Source organism: Bacillus sp. FSL M7-0003 (genome assembly GCF_038628485.1).
Lineage (GTDB): Bacteria > Bacillota > Bacilli > Bacillales > Bacillaceae > Bacillus > Bacillus safensis.
The window spans coordinates 1,474,137-1,498,841 of record NZ_CP152024.1 but is presented as its reverse complement, the minus strand read 5'-3'; the positions used below and the strand labels follow the sequence as shown (position 1 = coordinate 1,498,841).

The window sequence follows — 24,705 nt, the reverse complement described above, 5'->3', positions numbered from 1 at the left end:
ACATTATGCTCCCTTACTCATGTAATCCGCACTCTGTCTTTGGTGTGCCTGACCATCTGCCAGAACGCAGATCATCTGCAGTAAATGCTGGCTGTGTACACGGTGCACAGCCGATACTTGGATATCCTTGGTCATGCAGCGGATTATAAGTAAGTTCCTCTCTAGATGCATATCTCCATATGTCCTTCCACGTCCAATGGATGAGCGGACATACTTTCACTGATTTGAATTTTTCATCCTTATTTAAGAAATTCGTCCCTGCTCGTTTTGGTGACTGCTCTCTTCTTAAACCAGAAAGCCATGCTGGATAACCAGATAAGGCTTCTTGCAAAGGAATGACCTTACGCATATGACAGCAGCTTTGAGGATCTGTTTTCCATAATTGTTCACCGTGCTGCTCATTTTGCTGTTCAACCGTCAGCTCAGGCGTTTTCAGTACAATATCTAAGCCCGGATATCTTTCCTTTACCGCATCAATTGTGTCGTAAGTTTCTTTAAAATGCAGACCTGTATCTAAAAAGACAATTCTCGCATCTTTTTTTACTTTTGCAATCAGATCAATTAGAACGATGCCCTCAATCCCAAAGCTGCACGCATATACGAGCTGGTCACCATAATGACCGTACGCCCATTTCAGTACAGACAGGGCTCCTTTATACAAATCATCCTCTTGAAATGTAATGGACGGCTCTTGCCAATTTTCATAAGTTAACATGATTTCTCCCCTTCCGGAGTACCGCTCATATTGCTATTTTCCGCACTACTTTAATCTAATTTTTTCGTTTTTTTCCACTTGAATCACTTGACCGTCCTGAACAATTAACGTAATTGAACCGAATTTCATATCCCCAATCAGTTCTTGCATATGCTTTACTAAGTCCTCATCCTGATTTTGTTTCACTTCCATCTCCTCTTCCTCCTCACCGTTAAAATAAAAAAACTTTCTTTCAGTCCGAAAGAAAGATGAGGAAGCTCACAATTTCCTTATCTTTCAAAATAGAATCATTTTGCAGGAAGTAGCACCTTGCGAATCGCAGGTTGCCGGGTTTCATCGGGCCAGTCCCTCCACCTCTCTGGATAAGAGTTTCAATTTGTCTTAAATATTAACACAATTCAAACAAAAGTCAACCCGACTTTATTGATAGGATTAGTTTTTATTAAAATTTGAGTCTATTTTACTATTTTTACCCAAATAAAAAAGCCGTGCGGGCAGGCACAGCTTTAAAATTGTTAACGATGGACTTTGACTTTTCAGACCGTTTCTTCCATCCAAGATTCAGAGGAAGGGTCTTGTCTCCAGCGTTTTAGTTTGTTCATCGCAGACGGCTCAATCGCTTTCAGTTCAAGTGCCACGTCTGTCAATGTGTCATAGTCTGTCAGGGTGACATATGAAATATTTTTTTCTTGAAAAGCGGCCGCTGCTTTTGGCAGTCCGTATGTGAAGATTGCGGCAACTCCTAGTACCTCGCAGCCCTCAGCTTGAAGAGCAGCAACCACTTCCAGCACACTGCCTCCTGTGGAAATAAGGTCTTCGACGACGACAACCTTTTGGCCTTTCGATACGGCCCCTTCAATTTGATTTCCTTTGCCGTGTGCTTTCGGCTTACTTCTGACATAACACATCGGGATGTTCAAGCGGTCTGCTGCTAATGCCGCATGCGGAATGCCTGCTGTTGCAGTACCCGCGACAACCTCTGCTCCCTTGAAATGAGTGAGAATCAAATCTTTTAGACCTTCCGCAATGTCGTGTCTGACTTCTGGATATGATAATGTGAGGCGGTTATCACAATAGATCGGTGATTTTATACCGCTCGCCCATGTAAACGGTTCGTCTGGTTTTAATGAGACCGCTTTGATTTGTAATAGATGTTTCGCGATTTTTGATTTCATCTGGCAGTCACTCCCACTCTTTCAAAATTTGATGATAGGCTTCTATTGGTTTATCAGCTTTTGTGATTGATCTCCCGACAACGATTTGTGAAACACCTTGCTCTTTTGCATAGGCAGGTGTCGCCACACGCTTTTGGTCATCGGTTTGATCATTCGGTAAGCGAATCCCTGGCGTTACAGTGAGAAAAGAGGGTGAGATATGTTCATGAAGTGCTTTAGATTCATGAACAGAGCAAACAACACCGTCCAGTCCACTTTCATATGCTAATTGTCCGTACCGGATCACAGTCTCTTGCAGCGGACGGTCAATGAGTAATTCGTTTCTCATCATGTCTTCTGACGTACTAGTCAGCTGGGTCACTGCAATAATGCCCGGACGGCTTTGTCCAGCAGGAGTCCCGCTTTCAAGTCCCTCTAATGCAGCCTGCATCATTCGTTTCCCGCCAGCAGCATGCACATTGACCAAATCAACGCCAAGTGCGGCAAGCCGGTTCATCGCTTTTTGCACCGTTGTTGGAATGTCATGTAATTTTAGATCGAGAAAAATGCGGCAATTTTTTTCTTTCAGCGCATCAAGGATGGCAGGTCCTTCTTGGTAAAACAGCTCCATGCCGACCTTCACAAATAATGGTGTCCCTTCAAAGGGATCTAAAAAGGCAAGCGCGTCCTGCCCTGATGGAAAATCAAGCGCGATGATGGGCAAGTGCTTCATGTTTCCAGCTCCTTCCGATACATTCCTCTACAGATGAATAACCATATGCTGCTAACACATTTGGCAATTCTTCAATGATTTCCGGGCAAATAAATGGATTCACAAAATTCGCTGTACCGACAGCGACTGCACTTGCACCTGCTAGTAAAAATTCAAGTACATCTTCAGCACTTTGCACTCCGCCCATCCCGATAATCGGAATAGAAACCGCTTGACTCACCTCATGCACCATACGTACAGCGACAGGTTTGACAGCTGGTCCTGATAATCCGCCTGTTTTATTGGCAAGGATGGGTTTCCCCGTTTTTAAATCTAAACGCATCCCAATTAATGTGTTAATCATGGTGAGTCCATCTGCTCCAGCAGCTTCAATCGCTTGAGCAATTTCTACAATATTGGCTACGTTAGGTGACAGCTTGACATAGACAGGTACGGAAGAGACTTTCTTGACTGCTTTTGTCAATGATGCTGCCATATTTGGATCTGTACCAAAGGCGATTCCGCCGGTTTTAACATTTGGGCAAGAAATATTCAGTTCAAGGGCATGAACATTTTTTGCTTGGCTGATTTGCTTGGCTACTTCAACATAATCTTCAACCTGTGAGCCAGCAACATTCGCAATAATAGGCGTATCAAACTGCTCGAGCCAAGGCAATTCATTTTCAATCACGCCTTTTAGACCTGGATTTTGAAGGCCGATTGCATTGAGCATACCAGCTCCTGTCTCGGCTACCCTTGGAGTCGGATTGCCAAATCTCGGTTCAAGGGTTGTGGCTTTGATCATGATACCGCCCAGCAATGATAGGTCATATAAGGATGCAAATTCTCTCCCGAATCCAAAGCAGCCTGATGCAGGGATAATTGGATTCTTTAAAGATAATCCCGGTAACTCAACGTTTAGCATGACAATGCCACCTCCTCTGCTTTAAAAACAGGTCCATCAAGACACACTTTGACGTAAGGTTTGTCGAGCTGATCGGTATGACAGACACATGCAAAGCAGGCACCAATCCCGCAGCCCATTCGTTCTTCCATCGAAATGTAGACAGGCTTATCAGGATACGTGTCTTTCAGCGCTTTTAGCATAGGTGTTGGACCGCAGGAAAACAGCACATCAAAGCTCAGGTTTTGCTCTTTTATCACATCTGTTACAAAGCCTTTAGCACCGTATGTGCCATCAACCGTTGCAATAAACGTATCGCCGAGTGCTCTAAATTTTTCCTCGTAAAATACATCCTTTTTCGACTGAAAGCCGAGGACATGCTTTACGATGACACCTTTTTTCGTTAAACGCTTAGACAGCTCATATAGAGGCGGTACGCCAATTCCGCCGCCGACTAGTAATGCCGTCTCTCCGGGCTTGACGACTGAAGGATCATACCCGTTTCCAAGCGGCCCTAATACATCGACTGATTCTCCCTCCCGCTTTTGGGAGAGGAGCTTTGTGCCCTCTCCCTCTGCGCGGTAAATGATGGTTGCTTCTTTTTGCTCGGCATGAATGTTGGCAATACTGATCGGTCTTCTCAGCAGCGGTGTCATCGATTCACTGACCTTTAGATGAAGAAATTGTCCAGCCGTTTGAAAGGAGTCCACAAGGTCACCTTGTAATGTCATTTCGTAAATATGATCAGCGATCTCTCGGTTCGAGACGACCGTCAAGTATGCTTTTTTCATATCGTTACTGTCACCTCAGCATTCGTTTTCACTTCTGGCATTTCATCCGCTCTAAATGTCATGCTCTCAAGCACTCTTAAAATGGCTTCTGCTGTATCTAGTGACGTTAAGCAAGCCACTCCGTTTTCAACAGATTCACGTCTAATTCTAAAGCCGTCTCTTGCCGGCTGTTTTCCTTTTGTTAATGTGTTGATCACGAATTGGGCTTCCCCGTTTCGAATGACATCAAGAAGATTTTTGCCTTCTTCTCCAATTTTGCCGACCACACTTGATGGAATGGAGGCTTGTTTTAAATAATTCGCCGTTCCTTCTGTTGCTAAAATATGATAGCCGATCGAATGGAATCTTCTTGCGATCTCAAGTCCTTCTTCTTTATCCTTATCAGCCACTGTCAGAAGAACGGTTCCGTCATTAGGGATTTGGATGCCTGATGCAATCAATCCTTTATAAAGGGCTTTTTCGATCGTGACATCTTTCCCCATGACTTCGCCTGTTGATTTCATTTCAGGCCCGAGTGTAATATCCACTCTTCTTAATTTTGCAAAAGAGAAGACTGGAACTTTGACGTACACTCCTTCTTGCTCTGTGTGAAGCCCTTCTTCGTAGCCATAATTTTTGAGCTTGTCTCCTAAGATGACTTTTGTCGCAAGATTTGCCATCGGAATGCCTGTAATTTTACTTAAGAAAGGTACCGTCCGGCTTGATCTCGGGTTCACTTCAAGGACATACACTTCACCTTTTGATAGGACAAATTGAATGTTCAAAAGCCCAATAATGTTGAGTCCTTTTGCAAGCTTGATCGTGTATTCTGCGATCTTTGCTTTGATGTCCTCAGACAATGTTTGCGGCGGATAGACCGCAATCGAGTCACCAGAGTGAACTCCGGCTCTTTCAATGTGTTCCATAATGCCTGGGATTACGACAGTTTCTCCATCAGACACGGCATCTACTTCAATTTCTTTTCCTGTCAAATACTTGTCAATTAACACTGGATGCTGCGGGTTGACCTTCACCGCATTCTCCATGTAGTGAAGAAGCTCAGCTTCTTGATACACAATTTCCATCGCGCGGCCGCCTAATACATAGGAAGGACGGACAAGGACTGGGTAGCCGATTTGATTGGCAATCGCTACTGCTTCAGACACAGACGTTGCTGTTTTCCCTTTCGGCTGGGGCACGCCGAGTGTTTCTAACGTTTGTTCAAACTTGTCCCGGTTTTCTGCGCGGTCTAGGTCTTCTAGAGAAGTTCCAAGAATTTTAACCCCTCTATTTGATAATTCATCTGCTAGGTTGATCGCCGTTTGTCCGCCGAACTGAACGACGACTCCTTCAGGCTGTTCAAGGTCGATGATATGCATGACATCTTCTACAGTGAGTGGTTCAAAGTAGAGCTTATCTGAAATACTAAAGTCTGTTGAGACCGTTTCAGGATTGTTGTTAATAATGATCGCTTCATAGCCTGCTTGTTTAATTGCCCACACAGAGTGAACAGTCGCATAATCAAATTCAACCCCTTGTCCAATTCGGATAGGACCTGAACCTAATACGATAACGCTTTTCTTGTCTGTACGTTCTGATTCATTTTCATCTTCATATGTGCTGTAGAAATATGGTGTCTCTGATTCAAATTCTGCCGCACATGTATCCACCATTTTGTATACAGGTACAATGCCTGCTTCTTGTCTTAGCTTGTAGACATCCGCTTCGTTCATCTCCCACTCGCGGCTAATGTAGATATCTGAGAAGCCTTTTTCTTTCGCTTCTTTTAATACGTCTGTATTGCCTTTGTTTTCTTTTAATCTCTTCTCAAAGGCAATGATGCCTTCCAGCTTATGAAGGAAGAAGTAATCAATTTTTGAGAATTCATGTATTTGTTCGACTGTATAGCCTCTTCTAAGCGCCTCAGCGATATAAAATAATCGTTCGTCTCCCGCTTTGATAATCCGCTTTTCAAGCACTTCATTTGTGATGTCTGCTTCATCTTTTAATTCAATGTGATGCACATCGGCTTCAAGTGAACGTACAGCCTTTAGAAGAGACTCTTCTAATGTACGGCCGATCGCCATGACTTCACCAGTTGCCTTCATTTGCGTACCAAGACGTCTGTTCGCAGATTCAAATTTATCGAAAGGCCAGCGCGGTATTTTTGAAACGATATAGTCAAGTGCCGGCTCGAAGGCTGCATAGGTTTTACCTGTGACTGGGTTCATCATTTCATCAAGCGTTAAGCCGACAGCAATTTTCGCTGCCAATTTGGCAATTGGATAGCCTGTCGCTTTTGACGCAAGCGCAGATGAACGGCTCACACGCGGGTTTACCTCGATGATATAGTATTGAAAGCTGTTTGGATCAAGTGCCAGCTGTACGTTACAGCCGCCTTCAATACCAAGTGCACGGATCAGCTTAAGCGACACATTTCGAAGCAGCTGATATTCACGGTCACTTAACGTTTGGCTTGGGGCTACAACAATACTGTCACCAGTATGGATGCCTACAGGGTCAAAGTTTTCCATGTTACAAACAACGATTGCATGGTCACCGCTGTCTCGCATGACTTCATATTCAATTTCTTTAAAGCCTGCAATGCTTTTTTCAAGTAAGCATTGTGTGACTGGGCTTAGCTTCAGACCGTTTTCAACGATTTCCTTCAGTTCTTGCTCGTTTGTACAAATTCCGCCGCCTGTTCCGCCTAATGTATAGGCTGGTCTGACGATGACAGGGAAACCGATTTGATCTGTAAACGCCATCGCTTCTTCCAGGTTATGAATGATTTCACTTTCTGGTACTGGCTCATTTAGTTCATTCATTAAATTACGGAATAAATCTCTATCCTCTGCTTTTTGGATGGCTGACAGCTTTGTACCGAGTACTTCAACGCCGCATTCAGCTAATACGCCAAGCTCTGACAATTCAACAGCAAGGTTTAATCCAGTTTGCCCGCCAAGTGTTGGCAAGATCGCATCAGGGCGTTCTTTTCGAATGATTCGTGTTAAAAATTCTGGTGTCAGTGGTTCGATGTATACCTTATCAGCCATTTCTGTATCTGTCATGATGGTCGCAGGGTTAGAGTTCACAAGAACGACTTCATAGCCCTCTTCTTTTAGCGCTAAGCAAGCCTGTGTACCTGCATAGTCAAACTCCGCTGCCTGACCGATGATGATAGGACCTGATCCGATTACTAAAATCTTTTTGATGTCTACGCGTTTTGGCATACTTCTTCCCCTTCTTTCTCAGTCGTATGAATCATTTCCATGAACTGGTCAAATAAGTAGTTTGCATCTTCTGGACCCGGTGATGCTTCTGGGTGGTACTGAACAGTGAAAGCTGGTGCTTCTTTATGTTTTAATCCTTCAATCGTATTGTCGTTTAGGGCAATATGTGTGACTTCGAGCACGTCTTCGTTAATACTGCTAACCGTGTAGCCGTGGTTTTGAGACGTCAGTGTCACCTTGCCAGTTGCTAGTTCTTTCACCGGATGGTTTGATCCTCTGTGGCCAAATTTCATTTTTTCTGTGCTTGCACCGCATGCTAGAGCAAATAATTGATGTCCGAGGCATATACCAAAGAGCGGCACCTTTCCAATCAATTGCTGAATCATCTCAACGGCTTCCGGTACATCCACAGGATCTCCAGGTCCGTTTGAAAGCATGATGCCATCAGGCTTTAGCTGCAGCACTTCATCTGCAGTGATGTTGTATGGCACCACAATGACGTCGCAGTCACGTTTATTGAGCTCGCGCAAAATGCCGTGCTTCATGCCGAAATCGACAAGGACAATTCTTTTTCCTCTGCCTGGGCTTGGGTACGCATTTTTCACAGATACTTGACTCACTTGATCTGTTGGCAGCTGCAATGTTTGAAGGCGACGGACAACGTCTTCTACTTGTTCATCAGGTCCTGCAAATGCCCCTCTTAAAGTCCCTGCACTTCGAATCATTCTAGTCAGCTTCCGTGTATCGATTCCGCTCAGCCCCGGAATGTTTTTCATTTTTAAATATTCATCGAGTGAATATGAAGAGCGCCAGTTTGAGGGCTTTTCACAAAGCTCTTTCACAATCAGCCCTTTCACAAACGGTGTGATCGATTCAAAATCGTCACGGTTAATGCCATAGTTGCCGATTAGCGGGTAAGTCAGTGTGACAATTTGTCCGCAGTATGATGGATCAGATAAAATTTCTTGATAGCCCGTCATCCCTGTATTAAAGACGACTTCTCCGACTGATGGTTCTAAGCTGCCAAAGCCTGTTCCTTCGAATACTGTTCCGTTTTCTAGCACTAAGCGTCTCTTCATTTTACTAGTCTCCCCTCTTCATAAACGACTTTCCCAGATGCAAGTGTCATGACCGGCCATCCTGATACAGTCAATTTGTCAAACGGTGTATTTTGCCCTTTAGATAAGAAGCTTTTTTTATCGATTGCCATTTCTTTGTTTAAATCAATGAGTGTGATATCAGCTATGTGCCCTTCTTCAAGCTTTCCGTATGGAAGAGAAAATGCTTCAGCTGGTTTGATTGTCATATAATCAACGAGTTCTTTTAATGTCCATTCGCCTGTTTTGACAAATCGTGTATACAGAAGCGGAAACGCAGTTTCAAGTCCCACAATTCCAAACGGGGCACGCTGCATCGTTTCGTTCTTTTCTTCTTCTGTATGCGGCGCATGGTCTGTTGCGATGAAATCAATCGTTCCATCTAACAGTCCCTCGATCAATGCCTCGCGATCCTCTGTTCCTCTGAGCGGCGGGTTCATTTTATAATTTGTATCAAGACCCGGAATGTCCGTATCACACAACAGCAGGTGATGCGGTGACACCTCAGCCGTCACACGGATGCCTGCTTTTTTTGCATCGCGTACGACCCGCACAGATTCTTTCGTACTGATATGACATACATGATAATGACAGTTCGCTGCTTCTGCTAAAAGAACATCTCTTGCAATATGCACCGATTCACAGATTGACGGTATTCCGTTTAACCCATTTGCTTTTGAAAATTCTCCTTCATGAACGCACCCGCCGTAAATGAGCGAGTTATCTTCACAGTGCGCCACAATCGCTTGATCAAGACTTGCTGCCTGTTTCATCGCTTCGTACATCATGCCTGCTGTTTGGATGCCGACACCGTCATCTGTAAAAGCAAAGGCGCCTGCTTCTTTTAGTGCTGCAAAATCCGTCATCTCTTCCCCAATTTGTCTCGTTGTGATGGAGGCGTATGGCAGCACTCTCACAGATGAGGTTTCTTCGATGCGATTCATCAGCCATTCCATTTGCTCTTTTGTATCTGGAACCGGCCTTGTATTCGGCATCGCTGCAATCGTCGTAAATCCGCCTCTTGCGGCTGCTTTAGAGCCTGTTTCAATCGTTTCCTTTTTCTCTCCGCCTGGCTCTCTTAAATGCACATGCAGATCGATCAAGCCTGGTGACACAAATAGCCCCGCTGCATCAATAACCTCTTCTCCGTCTTCTCTTTCTAGGTGACCAATCGCTTGAATCACTTTTCCTTTTACCCTAATATCCTGCTGCACTCTTTCACCTGTGCTTGTTAAGATAAACCCGTTTTTAATGAGATATGACATAGACAGAATCTCTCCCTTTTTGATGTAGTGTGCTATTTTGAAAAGCTCTTTTTAATACAGCCATTCGGATATAAACGCCATTTTCCATTTGTTTGAAAATCCTTGACTGCTTGGACTCTACTAATGAATCATCTATTTCAACACCTCTGTTTACTGGTGCTGGATGCATAATAATCGCGCGTTCTTTCATTTTGTTTGCTCTGTCTACTGTTAATCCATAAGTTGATAAGTAATCTTCACTGCCCATTTTTTCAGCGTGCCGTTCATGCTGGATTCTAAGCAGCATCACCACATCAGATTGTGCGATGGCTTCATCTACTTGGGCATACGTTCCGTGAGGGTTTTGTTTATCCTGGAAGGAAGCAGGTCCTGAAAAGAGGACTGTCGCTCCCAGCCTCGATAAAACCTCAGCATTTGATCTTGCCACCCTGCTATGTTTGATGTCTCCATGAATCGAAATCGTTAAGCCTTCAAAGCCGCCAAACTCTTCAAAGATGGTCATGAGGTCAAGCAGTGATTGGGTTGGATGCTGCCCGCAGCCATCTCCTGCATTGATGATGGGAATTCCAACCTTCCCAATCAGCTCGTTATAATATTCATCTGTGCTGTCTCTGATCACACATGCCTTTACTCCGATCGATTCCAGTGTTTTTACCGTATCGTAAAGTGTTTCGCCCTTTTGAACGGAGGTGCTTGCTGCATCTAAGCTCAGGACATTCATCCCTAATTTCTTCTCTGCAACTTCGAAGCTAAAACGTGTTCTTGTGCTTGGTTCAAAGAAAAGGTTTGCCACAAATTCTCCGGCTAATCCATGTTCTTGTTTCCCTTTTTTGAGTGCAGCTGCTTCTTCAATCAGCTGTAAAATCTCTTCTTTTGATAAGCTGCTCATTGTCGATAAATCATTCATTTTTTCTTCCCCCTCTAGTTTTTCATCACTTTCAGGTTCAAAAAAACCCTAAGCCTCGGCAGCTTAGGGTTCTCCAAAAGAAGCAGCGGCACTTTCGTGCATTCTGCTCCATTTAGAACCCTTGTCAGCCTCACTGGACTTCTTTTAAAAGGTTTTCTGTATTTGATTCATTTGAGTTGTCATCTTCTGCTTTTTGATGCGGCAGGATCAGATTTAACAGGACACCCGTAATCGCAGCAAGTGCCATTCCAGATAGGGTGAGATTGATTTGTTTCACCTCAATGAATGCCCCGCCAATCCCGATGACTAGGATGACTGATGCGATAATGAGATTACGCTTTTCTTCAAAATTCACTTTATGATCAATCAGAATTCTCAGGCCGCTTGAAGCAATGATTCCAAAGAGCAGGAACGAAACGCCTCCCATCACCGCGGACGGCACTGTACTGATTAATGCTGAAATTTTTCCTACAAAACCGAAGCAGATCGCAAACACGGCTGCTCCGCCGATGACGAAGATACTGAACACTCTTGTGATGGCTAGTACGCCAATGTTCTCTCCATAAGTTGTTGTTGGTGGTCCGCCAATAAGTGAAGCGAAGATCGTCGCCGCACTGTCTCCTAAAATGGAACGGTGAAGACCTGGTTTTTTAATAAAATCTTGTCCTACGACCTTACTTAACACCACTTGGTGGCCGATATGCTCAGACATTGTGACAAAGGCTACCGGCACCATCACTGTGAGAATGCTTAAGGTCACAGCAGGTGTATAGTCGACAAATGGCACAACGAAGTCTGGTACAGCAAACCATTTTGCGTCAATGACCGGCTGGAAGTTCACGATGCCTTGTGTTAAGGCAAAGAGATAGCCGCTGATGATGCCGATTAATACTGGGATTAAGCTAAGGAATCCTCTTAGGAAAATCATACTGATAATGGTGACAGCCAGTGTGAAGCCAGCGACCATTAAGTGTTTGAGGCTGTAAACAAGCTCGGTTGCATTCGGATCAACATACATCGCCATGTTGACTGCTGTTCCAGCGAGTCCGAGTCCGATGACCATAATGACTGGTCCTACGACCACCGGCGGCAGAAGCTTCATCAGCCAGCCTGTGCCGAGCCATTTAATGAATAGGGCGATGAGTGCATAAGCGACACCCGCCATGAAGGCGCCAACCATTGCGGCTCCAGGGCCTCCCGTTGCTTTCACATTCAGTATGGGGGCGATGAAGGCAAAGGACGATCCAAGATACGCCGGAATTTGTCCTCTTGTGATGATTAAGTAAACAATCGTTCCCACTCCGCTTGAGATGAGCGCGACGGCTGGACTCATATCAATGATTTTTGGTACAAGAATGGTCGCACCAAACATCGCAAACAAATGCTGAAGGCTAAGTGACAGCCATGTGAATGGTTTTGGGATATCTCGAATGCCTAAATTGGCTTTTTGCTGACTCATGATTTTCCTCCTAGATGTGTCCTTTTTCATTAAAAAAGCCTCTTTGCGAGTATGCGCAAAGAGGCCTAGATAAACCGGACACGTCATGTTGGCCGTGTGCTCGGTTTCTCTGTTATTGCCCTCTTTGCAAACTCTCTGGAATGCATTTAAAAAGGTTATTTTTCATATATAGCGACAAGGTCGTTTTGATCTACTTCATTGAGCTGAACCATGACTGTCTCTGCTTTTGAAGTCGGAATGTTTTTCCCGATATAATCGGCTCGGATCGGCAGCTCCCGGTGTCCCCGGTCAACGAGCACAGCCAGCTGAATGGAAGATGGTCTTCCTACATCCACAAGGGCATCCATAGCTGCTCTGACGGTTCTGCCTGTAAAAAGGACATCGTCAACAACAATAAGTGTTTTGTCATTAATGTCAGCTGGTATGTCTGCACCCTTTACAAGCGGGTCTTGGTTGTCTGTCTTTTTTGTCAGGTCATCACGGTATAGCGTAATATCAAGTTCACCTACAGTGACTGGATTCCCTTCAATTTGCTCGATGCGCTCTGCAAGGCGCTTTGCAAGATGTATGCCTCTTGTCTTGATCCCGGCAAGGATGACATCCTTCATCCCTTTGTTGCGCTCAATCATTTCATGTGCAATTCGGGTAAGCGCTCGTCTGATCGCTTGTTCATCAAGAATGACTGCTTTTTGTTCCATCTTTTACACCTCTTTTTGACAAATAAAAAGCCCCTTCTGCAAAGGGCAGAGAGGGGCGTTCATTTGTGCATATGCGTGCACAAATTGATCCGTTATCCTTCTCAGCCTCTCTGGACTGTTTTAAAGAATCTCAATTTCTTCGTTTATTATTTCAAAAAAAGAACGGCCTGTCAATCGTTATTTCTTAATGAATCGATAAAGGCTTGCATATCAGCTGGAATTGGTGCTGTGAACTCGATATATTCTCCTGTTCTAGGATGATCAAATCCTAAAACACCTGCATGCAGCAGCTGTCCATTAAAATCGACTGTTTTTCTTGGCCCATATTTCGGATCTCCTGCAAGAGGGTAGCCGATATATTTCATATGAACACGAATTTGATGTGTTCTTCCTGTTTCAAGACGGCATTCGACAACTGTGAAGTCTTTAAAGCGTTCAATCACATCAAAGTGAGTAACGGCTTGTTTTGCATTTTCTTTTGTAACCGTCATGCTTTGGCGGTCTTTTTTGTCTCTGCCAATTGGTGCATCAATTGTGCCTGTATCATGCTGGATAATACCGTGGACAACAGCCGTATACTTTCTTGTGACAGTTTTAGCCACCAGCTGATTGACGAGTGACTCATGTGCCATATCGTTTTTAGCGACCATTAACAGCCCAGACGTATCTTTATCAATTCGGTGGACAATTCCAGGACGCATCACACCGTTAATCCCTGATAAGTCTTTGCAATGTGCCATCAGTCCATTTACAAGTGTTCCTGACACATGACCCGGCGCTGGATGAACGACCATTCCTCGTGGTTTATTTACGACTAACACATCTGCATCCTCATAATAAATATCAAGATCCATTGGTTCAGCTTCTACATCAAGGGCTTCCGGATCTGGAATCTCCACTTTGATTTGATCTCCAGCTTGTACTTTGTAATTGGCCTTTACTTGTTTCCCGTTTACTTCGATCAGCCCATCTTTTACCCATTGCTGGACTTGGGTTCTTGACCATTCTGGTTCTGTCGTGCTTAGAAATTTATCTAGCCGTTCACTCGTTTGTTCTTCTGAAACGGCAATATTTACTTGATTCATGTAGTTGACTCCTTATTTTTCTTTCCATCTAACAGCATTTGAATGAAGAGCAGAATAACCCCTACACAAAGAGAAGAATCTGCAATATTAAAGATTGGGTAGTGATAATCCCCAAATACGAAATGAGCAAAATCAACCACTTCCTGACGGAAAATACGGTCGATAAAGTTTCCGATCGCTCCGCCAAGCATTAAGGCCAGCGCTACTCCCAGCAGCTTGTCCTTTTGTCCATGTTTTTGTAAGTAATAAACAATTCCCGCAATAACAACGAGTGTGATCACATAGAAAAACCACATTTGCCCTTGGAGAATTCCCCATGCGGCTCCTGAATTTCGGTGAGACGTGATATAAAAGAATCCATCAATGACTGGAACAGAATCACCGAGCATCATATTTTTGACAATGAGCCATTTAGTTAATTGGTCTAAACAAATGATAACGAATGCGATTATGTAATAGAACACACACGTTCCTCCATCTTCATACTTTGATCTTTAAGCATTTTATCAAGAAAACAGGAAGGAGTAAAGAAACTTTAGTTGACAGACAAAAACCTCCCTACATGTGGAAGGCTTCAAAATGAGAATCATTTGATTCGTAAGGATAAGGAGTGAATGCTTTTTTCTCGTATTGCTTATGATATAAAAAGTCGTCAGCCGTGCGGGCGGTAGGAAGAATACTCATTTGTTCAAGCGGAATCACATCTCCTGTTGCCTCACATATGCCATAGATTCCTTGTTCGATTTTTGCAATAGCGAGAGACACATCTTGCAGCTCTTCTTTGATGTGATAAAGAAGCGTGGTCGTTTTGACCTCATTCAACGTGACATGCTCAGCGGGTGAACGAAATGATGCGTATTCAAACAGTTTAGATTGCAGCTCTTCTTTCATTTGAAGGAGTTCCGTGTAAATCGTCTCTAGATCGCCATTCATGTCGCTATTTCAACTCCTGCCCTGTCGTGATAATCATATTGTTGCCCCGCCTGGTCACTTTAAAGCCATAAGATTTTTCCTTTCGTTCTAAACGCTGTCATTTTCTCATAAAAGAAAACGCCCCGCATATGACGGGGCGCCAGCTTGTGATATCGCATTGTTAATTTTGGTAATATTTCTCCACGATTTCAGCATTTTTCAGCGACAATGTTGGGTATTTCGGATTTGCACCAACGTCTTTTGAAATAATGCGGGAACGTTCGCACAGTTCTCCTTCTGCTTTTTGAACCACAATTCGTCCTGATGCACATTCAGGCGCTGATGTATCTGCATGCTGCTCATCTTCTACCGTTAATTCAGAGATGATAAAGAGCTGCTTCACATCTTCTTTAATGGATGCAAGAAGGTTTTTCACTTCGTCTGTCGCATAAAGCGTCACACTTGCTTCAAGTGAACGTCCGATGACTTTCTCGTTACGCGCAATCTCCAGCGCTTTTAGCACATCATCACGTACTTCCATAAAGCGGTCAAATTTCGCTTCTGTCGCTTCAGCTTGAGGAACTGCCACACCTTCTGGCATATCTGTTAACTGAACACTCGGCTCTTCAACAAAGCTTAAGTGGCTCCATAATTCATCTGCGGTATGCGGAAGAATTGGTGCAGTCAGCTTTACTAAAGCCATTAATGTTTCGTAGAAGACCGTCTGCATGCTGCGGCGGTCTGGATGATCGGCATGCTCAATGTAGACGACATCCTTTGCAAAATCAAGATAGAAAGAGCTGAGCTCAATCGTACAGAAATTGTGAATCGCATGATACACGACCGCAAATTCGTAATCATCATAAGCTTTTTTCACTTTATCAATCAATTTGTTTAATTTGATCATGATGTATTGATCCACTTCGCGAAGCTCTTCTACTGGCACGGCATTAACTGCTGGGTCAAAGTCAAATAGGTTTCCATGCAGGAAGCGGAAGGTGTTACGGATTTTACGATAGACTTCTGCTACTTGTTTCAAAATATCATCAGATACTGGATGATCGGCTTGATAGTTGACTGAAGATACCCAAAGTCTTAGAATCTCTGCACCAAGCTGCTTCGCAACCTTCGTTGGATCAATCGTATTGCCTAATGATTTACTCATCTTACGTCCTTCTTTATCAAGCGTAAAGCCATGGCTTAGGACACCTTTATAAGGTGCTTTTCCAGTGACAGCAACTGCTGTTGATAATGAGGAGTTAAACCAGCCGCGATATTGGTCAGAGCCTTCAAGGTAAAGATCTGCCGGACGGACTAGGTCGTCTCTTTCTTCTAAAACGGCTTGGTGAGAAGAACCGGAATCAAACCATACATCCATGATATCCTGCTCTTTTGTGAATTCACCATTCGGGCTGCCTGGATGTGTAAAGCCTTCTGGCAATAGCTCTTTTGCTTCTTTTTCAAACCAAATATTCGAGCCATGCTCTCTAAATAATTGAGATACATGCTGAATGGTTTCGTCCGTGATGATCGGCTCACCATTTTCCGCATAAAAGACCGGAATTGGAACGCCCCATACACGCTGTCTTGAAATACACCAGTCACCTCTGTCACGCACCATATTGAACAAGCGTGTTTCTCCCCATGCTGGAACCCATTTTGTTTCTTTAATATTGTCTAATAACGCTTCTCTAAAATCTTTAATGGATGCAAACCACTGAGCTGTCGCACGATAAATCGTTGGTTTTTTCGTTCTCCAGTCATGCGGGTAGGAGTGCGTGATAAAGTCGAGCTTTTTCAGCGCACCTTTTGCTTCAAGCTGTTCTGTGATGGCTTTATTGGCATCCTCGTAGAATAGTCCTTCAAAACCAGGCGCCTCATCTGTCATCACACCTTTTTCATCTACTGGACAGAGCACATCAAGACCGTATTTCATACCGACAATAAAGTCATCTTCCCCGTGGCCTGGTGCTGTGTGCACACAGCCAGTTCCCGCATCAGTTGTCACGTGATCGCCAAGCATCACAAGAGAATTTCTATCGTAAATTGGATGTGCTGCAACGATTTTATCTAATTCTTTACCTTTTAATGTTTTCACAACTTCGCATTCTTCAAAGCCGAGTGTTTTTACTACTTGTTCAACCAGTTCAGATGCAACGACATAACGCTCAGCACCGACTTGAAGAACACTGTACTCTAAGTTTGGATGAACACAAATGCCAAGGTTTGCAGGAAGCGTCCAAGGTGTTGTTGTCCAGATAATGAATTGTTCGCCGTTTTCAAGAACGCCTTTGCCATCTTTTACTTTAAACGAAACGTAAATCGATGGTGAACGTTTGTCTTTATATTCAATTTCCGCTTCAGCGAGGGCTGATTCACTTGAAGGAGACCAGTTAACAGGCTTTAATCCTTTATAGATATAGCCTCTCTTCGCCATTTCACCAAAGACAAGGATTTGCTGTGCTTCGTATTCAGGCTTTAATGTGACATATGGATTGTCCCAGTCTGCTCTAACGCCTAATCGCTTAAACTGGCTGCGCTGACCTTCAATTTGCTTCCAAGCATACTCCTCGCATAGTTTGCGGAATTCTGCTGTAGACATTTCTTTGCGTTTGACTTTTTTATTTTTAGTGAGAGCTGTTTCAATTGGCAGCCCGTGTGTATCCCAGCCCGGAACATACGGTGCATGATACCCGTTCATTGATTTAAAACGGACGATAAAATCTTTTAGGATTTTATTGAGTGCATGCCCCATATGAATGTCACCATTCGCATATGGAGGTCCATCATGCAAAATAAACGTCGGGCGTCCTTTAGTCCGCTCTAAAACCATTTGATAGATGTCTTTCTCTGCCCACTCCTCTTGGATTTCAGGCTCTTTGTTCGGCAAGTTCCCTCTCATCGGGAATTCTGTTTTCGGCATTAATAAGGTGTCTTTGTAGTTCATACCCATTCCTCCACATGCAAATTCTGATTAAAAAACAATAAAAAAAGCCCTCTCATCCCATAAGGGACGAGAAGGCTTGTCTCGCGGTACCACCCTTTTAGACAAGCGATATGAAAGAGCCGCTTATCCACTCTAAAATCGTAACGTGATCAGACGCCTTTTCTTACTGTTTTTTTCAGAAAAGGAACTAAAGGGGTGATCTCATTGCAGCGTCTCGTAATGTCAGGCTTCCACCATCCCTGATTCGCTTTATTACGCATGTGACAGCTGCGAGTGTCCCTTTCAAACGTTTATCTCTTGTTAATTTATGATGGTATTATATGCAACATGAGCACGTCATGTCAAGATGATGCGCTTATTCTTTTTCATCAAAGACAGCGTCTACTTCATATTCCAGTAAATGATCCCAATCGTCATTTTTCAGAAGATCAAGCTGCGCTTCGATGAGCATTTGGAAACGAGTTCTAAAGACCTTCGACTGTTTCTTCAGCTCTTCGATTTCCATTGCAATTTTTCTTGATTTTGACAGCGCTTCGTTGATAATACGGTCTGCATTTTTCTCTGCTTCACGAATAATCAATTTTGCTTCTTTATCAGAATGACGTTTTACGTCTTCTGCTGCTTCCTGCGCCACAAGAATCGATTTGTTTAATGTCTCTTCAATTGTTGCAAAATGACCTAGTCTTTCGTCAAGCTCGTTTACTTTGTCTTCAAGCTCATTCTTTTTACGAAGTACAATCTCATAGTCTTTACGTACTTGGCTTAAAAACTCGTTTACTTCATCTTCATCATAGCCACGAAAGCTTTTTGTGAACGTTTTATTATGAATATCATTAGGTGTTAATGGCAACCTCGCCACCTCCAGATTCAAGTTCGTTATGTCAGAAGCTCAAATGTTACTTTGAATTTATCTTTTTTGGTCTTCCCATCAATCGTTTTGAGGCTAAAGCGGCCAAATCCCCGAACAGAGAGCTGATCGCCTTCACCGATTGTAAAGGAAGGGTCCTCTGTGACTTTCCAATTGACTTTGACAAGCCCATTTTTGACTAAAAGCTGTGCTTTTTGCCGAGACTGACGGCTGACAGCAGCACATACAGCATCAAGCCGAAGTGAAGAAATGGTATCTTCTTTGATATCAGTCTTCGTGATCACTGGCTTTATTTCTGCCTGTGTGATTTCCTCTAATGAAACGGCTGCTCTGCCGACATGAGTCAGCTGCGCCCGCACAAAATCGGCGACATCACTTGTACAAATAAACTGCACATCTTCCTCTGAAAATAATAGATCTCCGAATTTTTGACGCTTCAAGCCTGTCCCAATCAATGAGCCGAGAAGCTTCGGGTGTTCTAAGGAAATAAACTTTTTCGCATAGTTCACCTGAAAATATGACAGCTCAACATCTTGAATAGAAGGTTCTAAATAATCAGGATAAATGAGGGCCCTTTTGCGCTCCGCTCCCTCATACCCGCCAAAAAACATGATCCCAAGTTCTTCGCCATGCTGGATGACGGACTCAGTAATAAATTGCTCACGCGGATCAAGGAAATCTGTTAATTTCATTCGATATTGGTCGAGTGCGATTTTTTTCCAGCCTAACACTTGGTCGACAAATGGCTGTTCGTCTTTTCTAAAATGCTGATAGATATCGCTCATTTTGTTCCCCTCTTATGTAAAAGAGCCTGGCAGTGCCAAGCCCGGCAGCCTGTTTACATGAAGCGCACAATCATATTGTAAAGACCAGTTAGTCCATATGATGATGCAAAACGAATCACAAGCAATGCCACAATCGGCGAGATGTCAATCATGCCGATTGGCGGAATAATTTTACGAAATGGTTCTAAATACGGTTCGCAAATATTTGTCAGAAAACGGCCAAACACAGTTTCTCTTGCAGATGGCACCCATGACATAAAGATGTAAATAATAATCGCGAATGAGTAAATCGTTAATACCGTTCCTAAAATATTAAAAATGAAATTTAGAATCACTATGATTTACCACCTCTGAGGTTCTTCCTCTGTCAATAGCTCTGATATTGTACCAGATACATCTACATTATCAGGTGTGCAGAGGAATATATTCGAGCCAATACGCTGGATGTCTCCACCGATTGCATAAACGGTTCCGCTTAAGAAGTCAATGATTCGCTTTGCTTGATCATGCTGAATGCGCTGCAAATTCACGACGACTGCACGTCTGTTTTTAATATGGTCTGCAATCTCCTGCGCCTCTGCATAAACACGCGGCTCACTTAACACCACTTTAGAGGATTTTTGCACGCTTTGCAAGCTGACGACATTTTGTTTTCCTGTCTGCGGACGATCCTGAAATGCTGCTTTGTCCTTTGTTCCTTTTTCTTCTTGAACGGGTTCTCTTTCTTCATCAATATATTCGTACTCATACTCTTCATCGTCGAGAGTGAAAAAGCTTTTAAACTTATTTTTTATGCTCATGTCACGCACCTCCTGTTTCATTTCCAACAAGTGAAGAGCCAATCCGAACGAATGTCGCACCTTCTTCAATTGCGATTTCAAAATCATTTGACATGCCCATCGATAAATGCTGACAAGGTGCATTTACTTGGTTAAGAAGTTTTACCTCTTCTTGAAGGTTTTTTAATGTTCTAAAACAGTTGCGAATCACAGTGTGATCATCTGTAAATGGAGCCATCGTCATCAGCCCAGCCACTTCAATGTGTTTGAAATCAGCCAGCTGTTTCACAAATGGAATCACGTCTTCGCTTTGCAAGCCGTGTTTTGACTCCTCAAGTGATGTGTTCACTTGTACAAAACAGCGAACCGTATGATCCGCTCTTTTTTCAATTTCATTCGCAAGGGACATTCTGTCAAGCGAATGTAAATAGTCGATTGTCCGAATGACAGATTTCACTTTTCGCGTCTGTAAACTGCCGATGAAGTGCCAGCTAATGTTTTCATCGGTTATGGCCGCCTGCTTTTCAAGTAACCCTTGGTCACGATTTTCACCAAAGTGCATAATTCCTGCTTCTTTGGCTTCTTGTGCTCGTTCAATGGAGACATACTTTGTCACAGCGACGACCGATACATCTGCTGGTTGTCTACCGGCTCTTTTACATGCTTCGTGTATTTGTTCATTTATTTGTCTGAGATTCTCTCGTACATTCAATTGCACTTATGCCTCCTTAAACCCGACAAAAGACATCATACGTCCTGTTTTCCCTTGATCACGCCGGTGTGAGAAGAAAAGCTGATCATTGCAGCTTGTGCACATCGAACTAACATGTATGTTTTCTTCTTTTATTCCTGCATGAAGCAATACGTTTTTGTTTAATGTTTTCAAATCAATTTTATATTGTCCTGGTGAAATCTCGGAATACACATCCTCTGTTGAAAAAGGAAGCTGTTTCACTTGATCCATGACTGCGTCATCGACTATGTAGCAGCAGCTGCCAATGGATGGTCCAATGACGACTTGAATATGATCGGCCTTGGCACCTTCTTGGCTGACCCATACATCAACCATCTTTGCACCAATTTGCTTGACGGTTCCTTTCCAGCCGGCATGAGCCGTTCCAATTAATCCGTTTTGCGGAGCTAGAAAATAAAGCGGAACACAATCAGCGAAACAAAGAGCGAGCATCATGTTCGTCTCAGACGTATATAAACCGTCTGTACCAGGCATTGCCTCATGATAATGAAGACTTCCTCTTCCTCTTTGCTCCTTGGTGACTTTCAGGATGCGATCCTCGTGTGTTTGGTCTGCAAACACCCAATCAGAGAGCGGCACAGCAGCAGCATCTGCTATGACTTGACGATTCATTTGAACACTAGAAGCATCATCTCCTACATGGAGTCCAGTGTTCAATGATTGATATGGAGGTAGGCTGAAGCCGCCGTTTTTTGTTGTAAACCCGGCCAATACCTCTTTACCAGAACATGTCATGTTCGTCCAATCATGAATGGTCATTGCATATGGTAATTTCTGCTGAAAGGGGTCATATTTGTATGTCAAAGCTGCCTCCCACCTTTCATTCATCTCTCTTTATTTCGCTCCTATTTTACCACAAGACATGCATAGACAGTTAGTGGGATTCATTAAATATTACACTCAAATGTGCCCTTTCTGCAGGTTTTTTTACAAATTGATATGAAAACGTAATCTTTTTACCCGAAAAAGACATTGTTTGCTAAGAATGAAGAGTTTGTTTTAAGGAAAAATTGAATGATTCATTGAGGAATTATACGAATTAAGAAGACAAGCGGACAAGTATCACATCTTCGCCAATTTTTACTATATTTCGCCATGGGACAATCATTTCCTCTTCTTTTCCGAAAAATCCCATCATTTTACCTGTGCCGCCAATAATAATCGCTTGGATTTTGCCGCTTGTGACATTAATATCAATGTCCCCAATGGTACCTAATTTTTTCCCGCTGGATACATCGACGACATCCTTGATTTGGAATTCAGAAATACTGATCATCTGTCCTTCCCCGCCTTTCGTTTTCTACTATAATATGTATGATGGAAAAGCAGGGAAGCAGACCAATAGTTTCTTTTATCTACAATTTGCTTAAATGCGGACGGCCATTTCTCCACATGACATCTACCGGACATTCAAAAAAAGAAGAAAGCAGGCCGCTTGTCATCATCTCTTTTGTTTCTCCTTGATCAAAAACCGATCCATTTTTTAATAATAAGGTATGCTGAAAAACAGGCAGAATCTCCTCTGCATGATGGGTCGTATAGAGCAAAGTAGGCGCATCAGGCTTAGCTGCAATAAATGAGATGGTCTCCAGCACTTGCTCTCTTGCTAAAAAATCAAGACCCGTCACAGGTTCATCTAAAATCAAGAGCTGCGGATCATTCATTAAAGCCCTCGCAATCAAGACTTTTTGCTTCTCTCCCTGTGAGAGGGTTTCATATGTTCTGTTGGCATATTTGAATGAACCAAACGCTTTTAATAGATCAATGGCTTTCTCTCTCATTTCATCTGTCGGGGTTTCATAAAGCCCGATAGAAGCAAATGCGCCGCTCAAAACAATTTCAAAAGCATTGTCGTCTCTGTGCAATTTCTTTTCAAGTCCCGCTGAGATGAGACCAATTTTCCTCCTGAGCTTTTCACCAAGAGCTTCCTTGCCAAAGACATGCCCCAGCACTGTCATCTCGCCTGATGTGGGGAAATAATAGGAGCAGAGCATATTTAATAAAGCGGTTTTTCCCGCACCATTTAAACCGTAAAGCACCCAGTGTTCCTGCTTATTTACCTGCCAGTCAACAGACTGCAGCAGCCATTTCCCATTTCTTTTTAATGAAACATTCTTCAATTCAAGTGACACCATAACTTCCTCCTGAGTAAAAATTCTGAATATACAAATAATGAATGTTTACAGCATATCGTAAATGCTCTTTCTGGTAAACCTCATATAAAAAAGCTGCTCCAATTTAGGAACAGCTTTTTTACAAGGTTACGAAATTTCAATTCGTACGCCTTCTTTTATATCAGGAAACGTGTGCGGGGATGCAAATACAGCTCCTGGTAATACATCATCAAACGGCTCTTGGAAGTAGATCGAAATATGGCCGAGCTCTTTAAAGTTGTCATTTGCTTTATTGCCTAGGGCTGTGATCGTGTACGTTTGATCGCCCACTTGAATGGTTCCGCCTAGCTTCAGCGGCTCTTCTTCTAAATGTTCGAACTCATGAATGACAGACATATCTCTTAATTCCTGCGGCGCTGCGGGTCCAAATAAAACAATCAGCTTATCTTCTTTAAATTGCGGGACTAAGATCCCAATTTCTTTTACGACAGATTGTGTTACCATGTATCTCGATTCCTCCTTTAATACGTTTAATACATACCGAAGCTGGCAACGTATGCGATCACAACAGATAGAACCCCTGTAATAAGACGGCTATACAAAACAGCTGGTACCCCATATTGTACCGTTTCCGGCTTCGCTTCACCAAGTGACAGCCCCACTGGAATAAAATCACACCCTACTTGACCGTTAATGGCAAATAGTGCTGGAAGTGCAAATTGAGGCGGAATGTTTCCTAATGCAATTTGACTACCAATCAGAACACCGATGACTTGGGCAATGACTGCTCCAGGTCCTAAGACAGGTGATAGGAACGGCAGTGTACAGACCACAACGAGCAGTAAGAGCCCCCAAAGAGATCCTGCCAAAGGTGATAGAAAATGGGCAATCAGATCACCGATTTTTGTATAATTGATAATTCCAATTAACATACTGACAAATGCCATGAATGGAATAATGTTTTTCAAAAGCATATCAACAGAATCACGGCCAGCCTGGTAGAACGTACCGGTGACTTTCCCGATTCCGCGTGAGAATCTCATCAGGAAATTGCCTTTTTCCTGCCGCTCAATATTTTCCTCTTTCAGCTTTGCATACGTTTCTTTGAAATTCTCTTTGTCAATCGACTCACTGTTTTCCTGACCTTCTGCTTTCGCCTCACCATCAGATGCTTCTGCATAGGAAATATCTTTTTCTGTTACGCCTGATACGAAGATATCTTCTGTAATATGTTTAGCAAGCGGCCCAGAAGGAGAGGATGCTAAAACGTCAACAGTTGGAATGCGTTTCATTGGATAAAGTCCGATTCGCGCTGTTCCCCCGCAGTCAATGACAACACACATCATTTCATCTTCTGGTATAGAGTTTTTAAAGCCATCACATGCTTCTGTCCCTGTCATTTCTGCAATTTTACGTGCAACCGGGTGAATGCCTCCCCCTGTAATGGAAACGACCTTTCTTCTTTTACCAGTTGGTTCAAGCTCTAAGCCTTCTCCCCATCCGCCAGCACCTTTTGCAACAAATACTTTGTGGTTTGTCATGTCTAA

At 43.2% G+C, this 24,705-nt stretch carries 26 protein-coding genes, 1 riboswitch and 1 other annotated feature; all 26 genes read right to left on the bottom strand.

Annotated elements, in window-relative coordinates; translation table 11 throughout:
* Window positions 1–13: 13 nt before the first annotated feature.
* On the bottom strand, window positions 14–715 hold the full coding sequence (locus tag MHI23_RS07605; protein ID WP_342492416.1) for a phosphoadenylyl-sulfate reductase: 702 nt from the start codon (window positions 713–715) through the stop codon (window positions 14–16).
* A 45-nt stretch (window positions 716–760) separates the two neighbouring features.
* The gene (locus tag MHI23_RS07600; protein ID WP_073205135.1) at window positions 761–907 is read right to left on the bottom strand and encodes a YezD family protein; all 147 of its coding nucleotides are present in this window, start codon (window positions 905–907) and stop codon (window positions 761–763) included.
* 74 nt (window positions 908–981) lie between these two features.
* Window positions 982–1,084, bottom strand: a riboswitch (SAM riboswitch).
* Between the two features lie 167 nt (window positions 1,085–1,251).
* Window positions 1,252–1,890: an orotate phosphoribosyltransferase gene (pyrE, locus tag MHI23_RS07595; protein ID WP_285708248.1), complete on the bottom strand. Its 639-nt coding sequence runs from the start codon at window positions 1,888–1,890 to the stop codon at window positions 1,252–1,254.
* A gap of 7 nt (window positions 1,891–1,897) precedes the next feature.
* Window positions 1,898–2,602: an orotidine-5'-phosphate decarboxylase gene (gene pyrF, locus MHI23_RS07590; RefSeq protein WP_024424226.1), complete on the bottom strand. Its 705-nt coding sequence runs from the start codon at window positions 2,600–2,602 to the stop codon at window positions 1,898–1,900.
* The gene (locus tag MHI23_RS07585) at window positions 2,574–3,506 is read right to left on the bottom strand and encodes a dihydroorotate dehydrogenase (protein WP_342492415.1); all 933 of its coding nucleotides are present in this window, start codon (window positions 3,504–3,506) and stop codon (window positions 2,574–2,576) included. Before MHI23_RS07585 ends, pyrF begins: the two co-directional genes overlap by 29 nt.
* Window positions 3,500–4,276, bottom strand: a complete 777-nt coding sequence (locus MHI23_RS07580) for a dihydroorotate dehydrogenase electron transfer subunit (protein WP_342492414.1) — start codon at window positions 4,274–4,276, stop codon at window positions 3,500–3,502. Before MHI23_RS07580 ends, MHI23_RS07585 begins: the two co-directional genes overlap by 7 nt.
* The gene (gene carB / locus MHI23_RS07575; RefSeq protein WP_342492413.1) at window positions 4,273–7,488 is read right to left on the bottom strand and encodes a carbamoyl-phosphate synthase (glutamine-hydrolyzing) large subunit; all 3,216 of its coding nucleotides are present in this window, start codon (window positions 7,486–7,488) and stop codon (window positions 4,273–4,275) included. The genes MHI23_RS07580 and carB overlap by 4 nt, the downstream gene beginning before the upstream one ends.
* On the bottom strand, window positions 7,473–8,567 hold the full coding sequence (locus tag MHI23_RS07570; RefSeq protein ID WP_024424230.1) for a carbamoyl phosphate synthase small subunit: 1,095 nt from the start codon (window positions 8,565–8,567) through the stop codon (window positions 7,473–7,475). Before MHI23_RS07570 ends, carB begins: the two co-directional genes overlap by 16 nt.
* Window positions 8,564–9,850, bottom strand: a complete 1,287-nt coding sequence (locus MHI23_RS07565; protein ID WP_087975465.1) for a dihydroorotase — start codon at window positions 9,848–9,850, stop codon at window positions 8,564–8,566. The genes MHI23_RS07570 and MHI23_RS07565 overlap by 4 nt, the downstream gene beginning before the upstream one ends.
* Entirely contained in the window at window positions 9,834–10,757 is a 924-nt protein-coding gene (locus tag MHI23_RS07560) for an aspartate carbamoyltransferase catalytic subunit (protein WP_185854388.1), read from the bottom strand. The genes MHI23_RS07565 and MHI23_RS07560 overlap by 17 nt, the downstream gene beginning before the upstream one ends.
* Window positions 10,758–10,887: 130 nt before the next feature.
* Window positions 10,888–12,216, bottom strand: coding sequence for a solute carrier family 23 protein (locus tag MHI23_RS07555; protein WP_025092549.1), 1,329 nt, complete (start codon window positions 12,214–12,216; stop codon window positions 10,888–10,890).
* 155 nt (window positions 12,217–12,371) lie between these two features.
* Window positions 12,372–12,914 carry a bifunctional pyr operon transcriptional regulator/uracil phosphoribosyltransferase PyrR gene (gene pyrR, locus MHI23_RS07550; protein ID WP_024424234.1) on the bottom strand — a complete coding sequence of 181 codons (543 nt, stop codon included), beginning with the start codon at window positions 12,912–12,914 and terminating at the stop codon, window positions 12,372–12,374.
* A 170-nt stretch (window positions 12,915–13,084) separates the two neighbouring features.
* Window positions 13,085–13,999 carry an RluA family pseudouridine synthase gene (locus MHI23_RS07545; RefSeq protein WP_024426940.1) on the bottom strand — a complete coding sequence of 305 codons (915 nt, stop codon included), beginning with the start codon at window positions 13,997–13,999 and terminating at the stop codon, window positions 13,085–13,087.
* A complete protein-coding gene (gene lspA / locus MHI23_RS07540; protein ID WP_024424236.1) occupies window positions 13,996–14,463 on the bottom strand; it encodes a signal peptidase II in 468 nt (155 codons plus the stop codon). The genes MHI23_RS07545 and lspA overlap by 4 nt, the downstream gene beginning before the upstream one ends.
* 94 nt (window positions 14,464–14,557) lie before the next feature.
* A complete protein-coding gene (locus tag MHI23_RS07535; protein ID WP_342492412.1) occupies window positions 14,558–14,932 on the bottom strand; it encodes a TraR/DksA family transcriptional regulator in 375 nt (124 codons plus the stop codon).
* Window positions 14,933–15,092: 160 nt separating this feature from the next.
* Window positions 15,093–17,858: an isoleucine--tRNA ligase gene (gene ileS, locus MHI23_RS07530; protein WP_342492411.1), complete on the bottom strand. Its 2,766-nt coding sequence runs from the start codon at window positions 17,856–17,858 to the stop codon at window positions 15,093–15,095.
* Between the two features lie 59 nt (window positions 17,859–17,917).
* Window positions 17,918–18,152, bottom strand: a binding site (T-box leader).
* A 61-nt stretch (window positions 18,153–18,213) separates the two neighbouring features.
* Window positions 18,214–18,708: a DivIVA domain-containing protein gene (locus MHI23_RS07525; protein ID WP_008344947.1), complete on the bottom strand. Its 495-nt coding sequence runs from the start codon at window positions 18,706–18,708 to the stop codon at window positions 18,214–18,216.
* Between the two features lie 26 nt (window positions 18,709–18,734).
* Window positions 18,735–19,511, bottom strand: a complete 777-nt coding sequence (locus MHI23_RS07520; RefSeq protein ID WP_024424239.1) for an RNA-binding protein — start codon at window positions 19,509–19,511, stop codon at window positions 18,735–18,737.
* Window positions 19,512–19,564: 53 nt separating this feature from the next.
* On the bottom strand, window positions 19,565–19,846 hold the full coding sequence (locus MHI23_RS07515; RefSeq protein ID WP_024424240.1) for a YggT family protein: 282 nt from the start codon (window positions 19,844–19,846) through the stop codon (window positions 19,565–19,567).
* A gap of 6 nt (window positions 19,847–19,852) precedes the next feature.
* Window positions 19,853–20,311, bottom strand: coding sequence for a cell division protein SepF (sepF, locus tag MHI23_RS07510; RefSeq protein ID WP_024424241.1), 459 nt, complete (start codon window positions 20,309–20,311; stop codon window positions 19,853–19,855).
* A 1-nt stretch (window position 20,312) separates the two neighbouring features.
* Complete coding sequence (locus MHI23_RS07505) at window positions 20,313–21,002, bottom strand: YggS family pyridoxal phosphate-dependent enzyme (RefSeq protein ID WP_326148761.1); 690 nt, start codon at window positions 21,000–21,002, stop codon at window positions 20,313–20,315.
* Window positions 21,003–21,008: 6 nt separating this feature from the next.
* Window positions 21,009–21,848: a peptidoglycan editing factor PgeF gene (gene pgeF, locus MHI23_RS07500; protein WP_342492410.1), complete on the bottom strand. Its 840-nt coding sequence runs from the start codon at window positions 21,846–21,848 to the stop codon at window positions 21,009–21,011.
* A 235-nt stretch (window positions 21,849–22,083) separates the two neighbouring features.
* On the bottom strand, window positions 22,084–22,320 hold the full coding sequence (locus tag MHI23_RS07495; protein ID WP_008344958.1) for a YlmC/YmxH family sporulation protein: 237 nt from the start codon (window positions 22,318–22,320) through the stop codon (window positions 22,084–22,086).
* A 79-nt stretch (window positions 22,321–22,399) separates the two neighbouring features.
* Entirely contained in the window at window positions 22,400–23,176 is a 777-nt protein-coding gene (locus MHI23_RS07490) for an ABC transporter ATP-binding protein (protein WP_024424244.1), read from the bottom strand.
* Window positions 23,177–23,305: 129 nt separating this feature from the next.
* Window positions 23,306–23,662, bottom strand: coding sequence for a PTS glucitol/sorbitol transporter subunit IIA (locus MHI23_RS07485; protein WP_007499733.1), 357 nt, complete (start codon window positions 23,660–23,662; stop codon window positions 23,306–23,308).
* A 26-nt stretch (window positions 23,663–23,688) separates the two neighbouring features.
* Window positions 23,689–24,699, bottom strand: a complete 1,011-nt coding sequence (locus MHI23_RS07480) for a PTS glucitol/sorbitol transporter subunit IIB (RefSeq protein ID WP_024426936.1) — start codon at window positions 24,697–24,699, stop codon at window positions 23,689–23,691.
* Window positions 24,700–24,705: the final 6 nt, after the last annotated feature.

Excerpts from the sequence above, each read along its gene's own strand:
- pyrE (WP_285708248.1), bottom strand. The coding sequence starts at position 1,890 with ATGAAATCAAAAATCGCGAAACATCTATTACAAATCAAAGCGGTCTCA.
- MHI23_RS07485 (WP_007499733.1), bottom strand. The coding sequence starts at position 23,662 with ATGGTAACACAATCTGTCGTAAAAGAAATTGGGATCTTAGTCCCGCAA.
- MHI23_RS07585 (WP_342492415.1), bottom strand. The coding sequence starts at position 3,506 with ATGCTAAACGTTGAGTTACCGGGATTATCTTTAAAGAATCCAATTATC.
- MHI23_RS07570 (WP_024424230.1), bottom strand. The coding sequence starts at position 8,567 with ATGAAGAGACGCTTAGTGCTAGAAAACGGAACAGTATTCGAAGGAACA.
- MHI23_RS07555 (WP_025092549.1), bottom strand. The coding sequence starts at position 12,216 with ATGAGTCAGCAAAAAGCCAATTTAGGCATTCGAGATATCCCAAAACCA.
- ileS (WP_342492411.1), bottom strand. The coding sequence starts at position 17,858 with ATGAACTACAAAGACACCTTATTAATGCCGAAAACAGAATTCCCGATG.
- MHI23_RS07480 (WP_024426936.1), bottom strand. The coding sequence starts at position 24,699 with ATGACAAACCACAAAGTATTTGTTGCAAAAGGTGCTGGCGGATGGGGA.
- sepF (WP_024424241.1), bottom strand. The coding sequence starts at position 20,311 with ATGAGCATAAAAAATAAGTTTAAAAGCTTTTTCACTCTCGACGATGAA.
- MHI23_RS07565 (WP_087975465.1), bottom strand. The coding sequence starts at position 9,850 with ATGTCATATCTCATTAAAAACGGGTTTATCTTAACAAGCACAGGTGAA.
- MHI23_RS07495 (WP_008344958.1), bottom strand. The coding sequence starts at position 22,320 with ATGATCAGTATTTCTGAATTCCAAATCAAGGATGTCGTCGATGTATCC.
- pyrF (WP_024424226.1), bottom strand. The coding sequence starts at position 2,602 with ATGAAGCACTTGCCCATCATCGCGCTTGATTTTCCATCAGGGCAGGAC.
- MHI23_RS07605 (WP_342492416.1), bottom strand. The coding sequence starts at position 715 with ATGTTAACTTATGAAAATTGGCAAGAGCCGTCCATTACATTTCAAGAG.
- pyrR (WP_024424234.1), bottom strand. The coding sequence starts at position 12,914 with ATGGAACAAAAAGCAGTCATTCTTGATGAACAAGCGATCAGACGAGCG.
- MHI23_RS07580 (WP_342492414.1), bottom strand. The coding sequence starts at position 4,276 with ATGAAAAAAGCATACTTGACGGTCGTCTCGAACCGAGAGATCGCTGAT.
- MHI23_RS07560 (WP_185854388.1), bottom strand. The coding sequence starts at position 10,757 with ATGAATGATTTATCGACAATGAGCAGCTTATCAAAAGAAGAGATTTTA.
- MHI23_RS07535 (WP_342492412.1), bottom strand. The coding sequence starts at position 14,932 with ATGAATGGCGATCTAGAGACGATTTACACGGAACTCCTTCAAATGAAA.
- MHI23_RS07545 (WP_024426940.1), bottom strand. The coding sequence starts at position 13,999 with ATGAATCAAGTAAATATTGCCGTTTCAGAAGAACAAACGAGTGAACGG.
- MHI23_RS07520 (WP_024424239.1), bottom strand. The coding sequence starts at position 19,511 with ATGAGCGATATCTATCAGCATTTTAGAAAAGACGAACAGCCATTTGTC.
- MHI23_RS07600 (WP_073205135.1), bottom strand. The coding sequence starts at position 907 with ATGGAAGTGAAACAAAATCAGGATGAGGACTTAGTAAAGCATATGCAA.
- carB (WP_342492413.1), bottom strand. The coding sequence starts at position 7,488 with ATGCCAAAACGCGTAGACATCAAAAAGATTTTAGTAATCGGATCAGGT.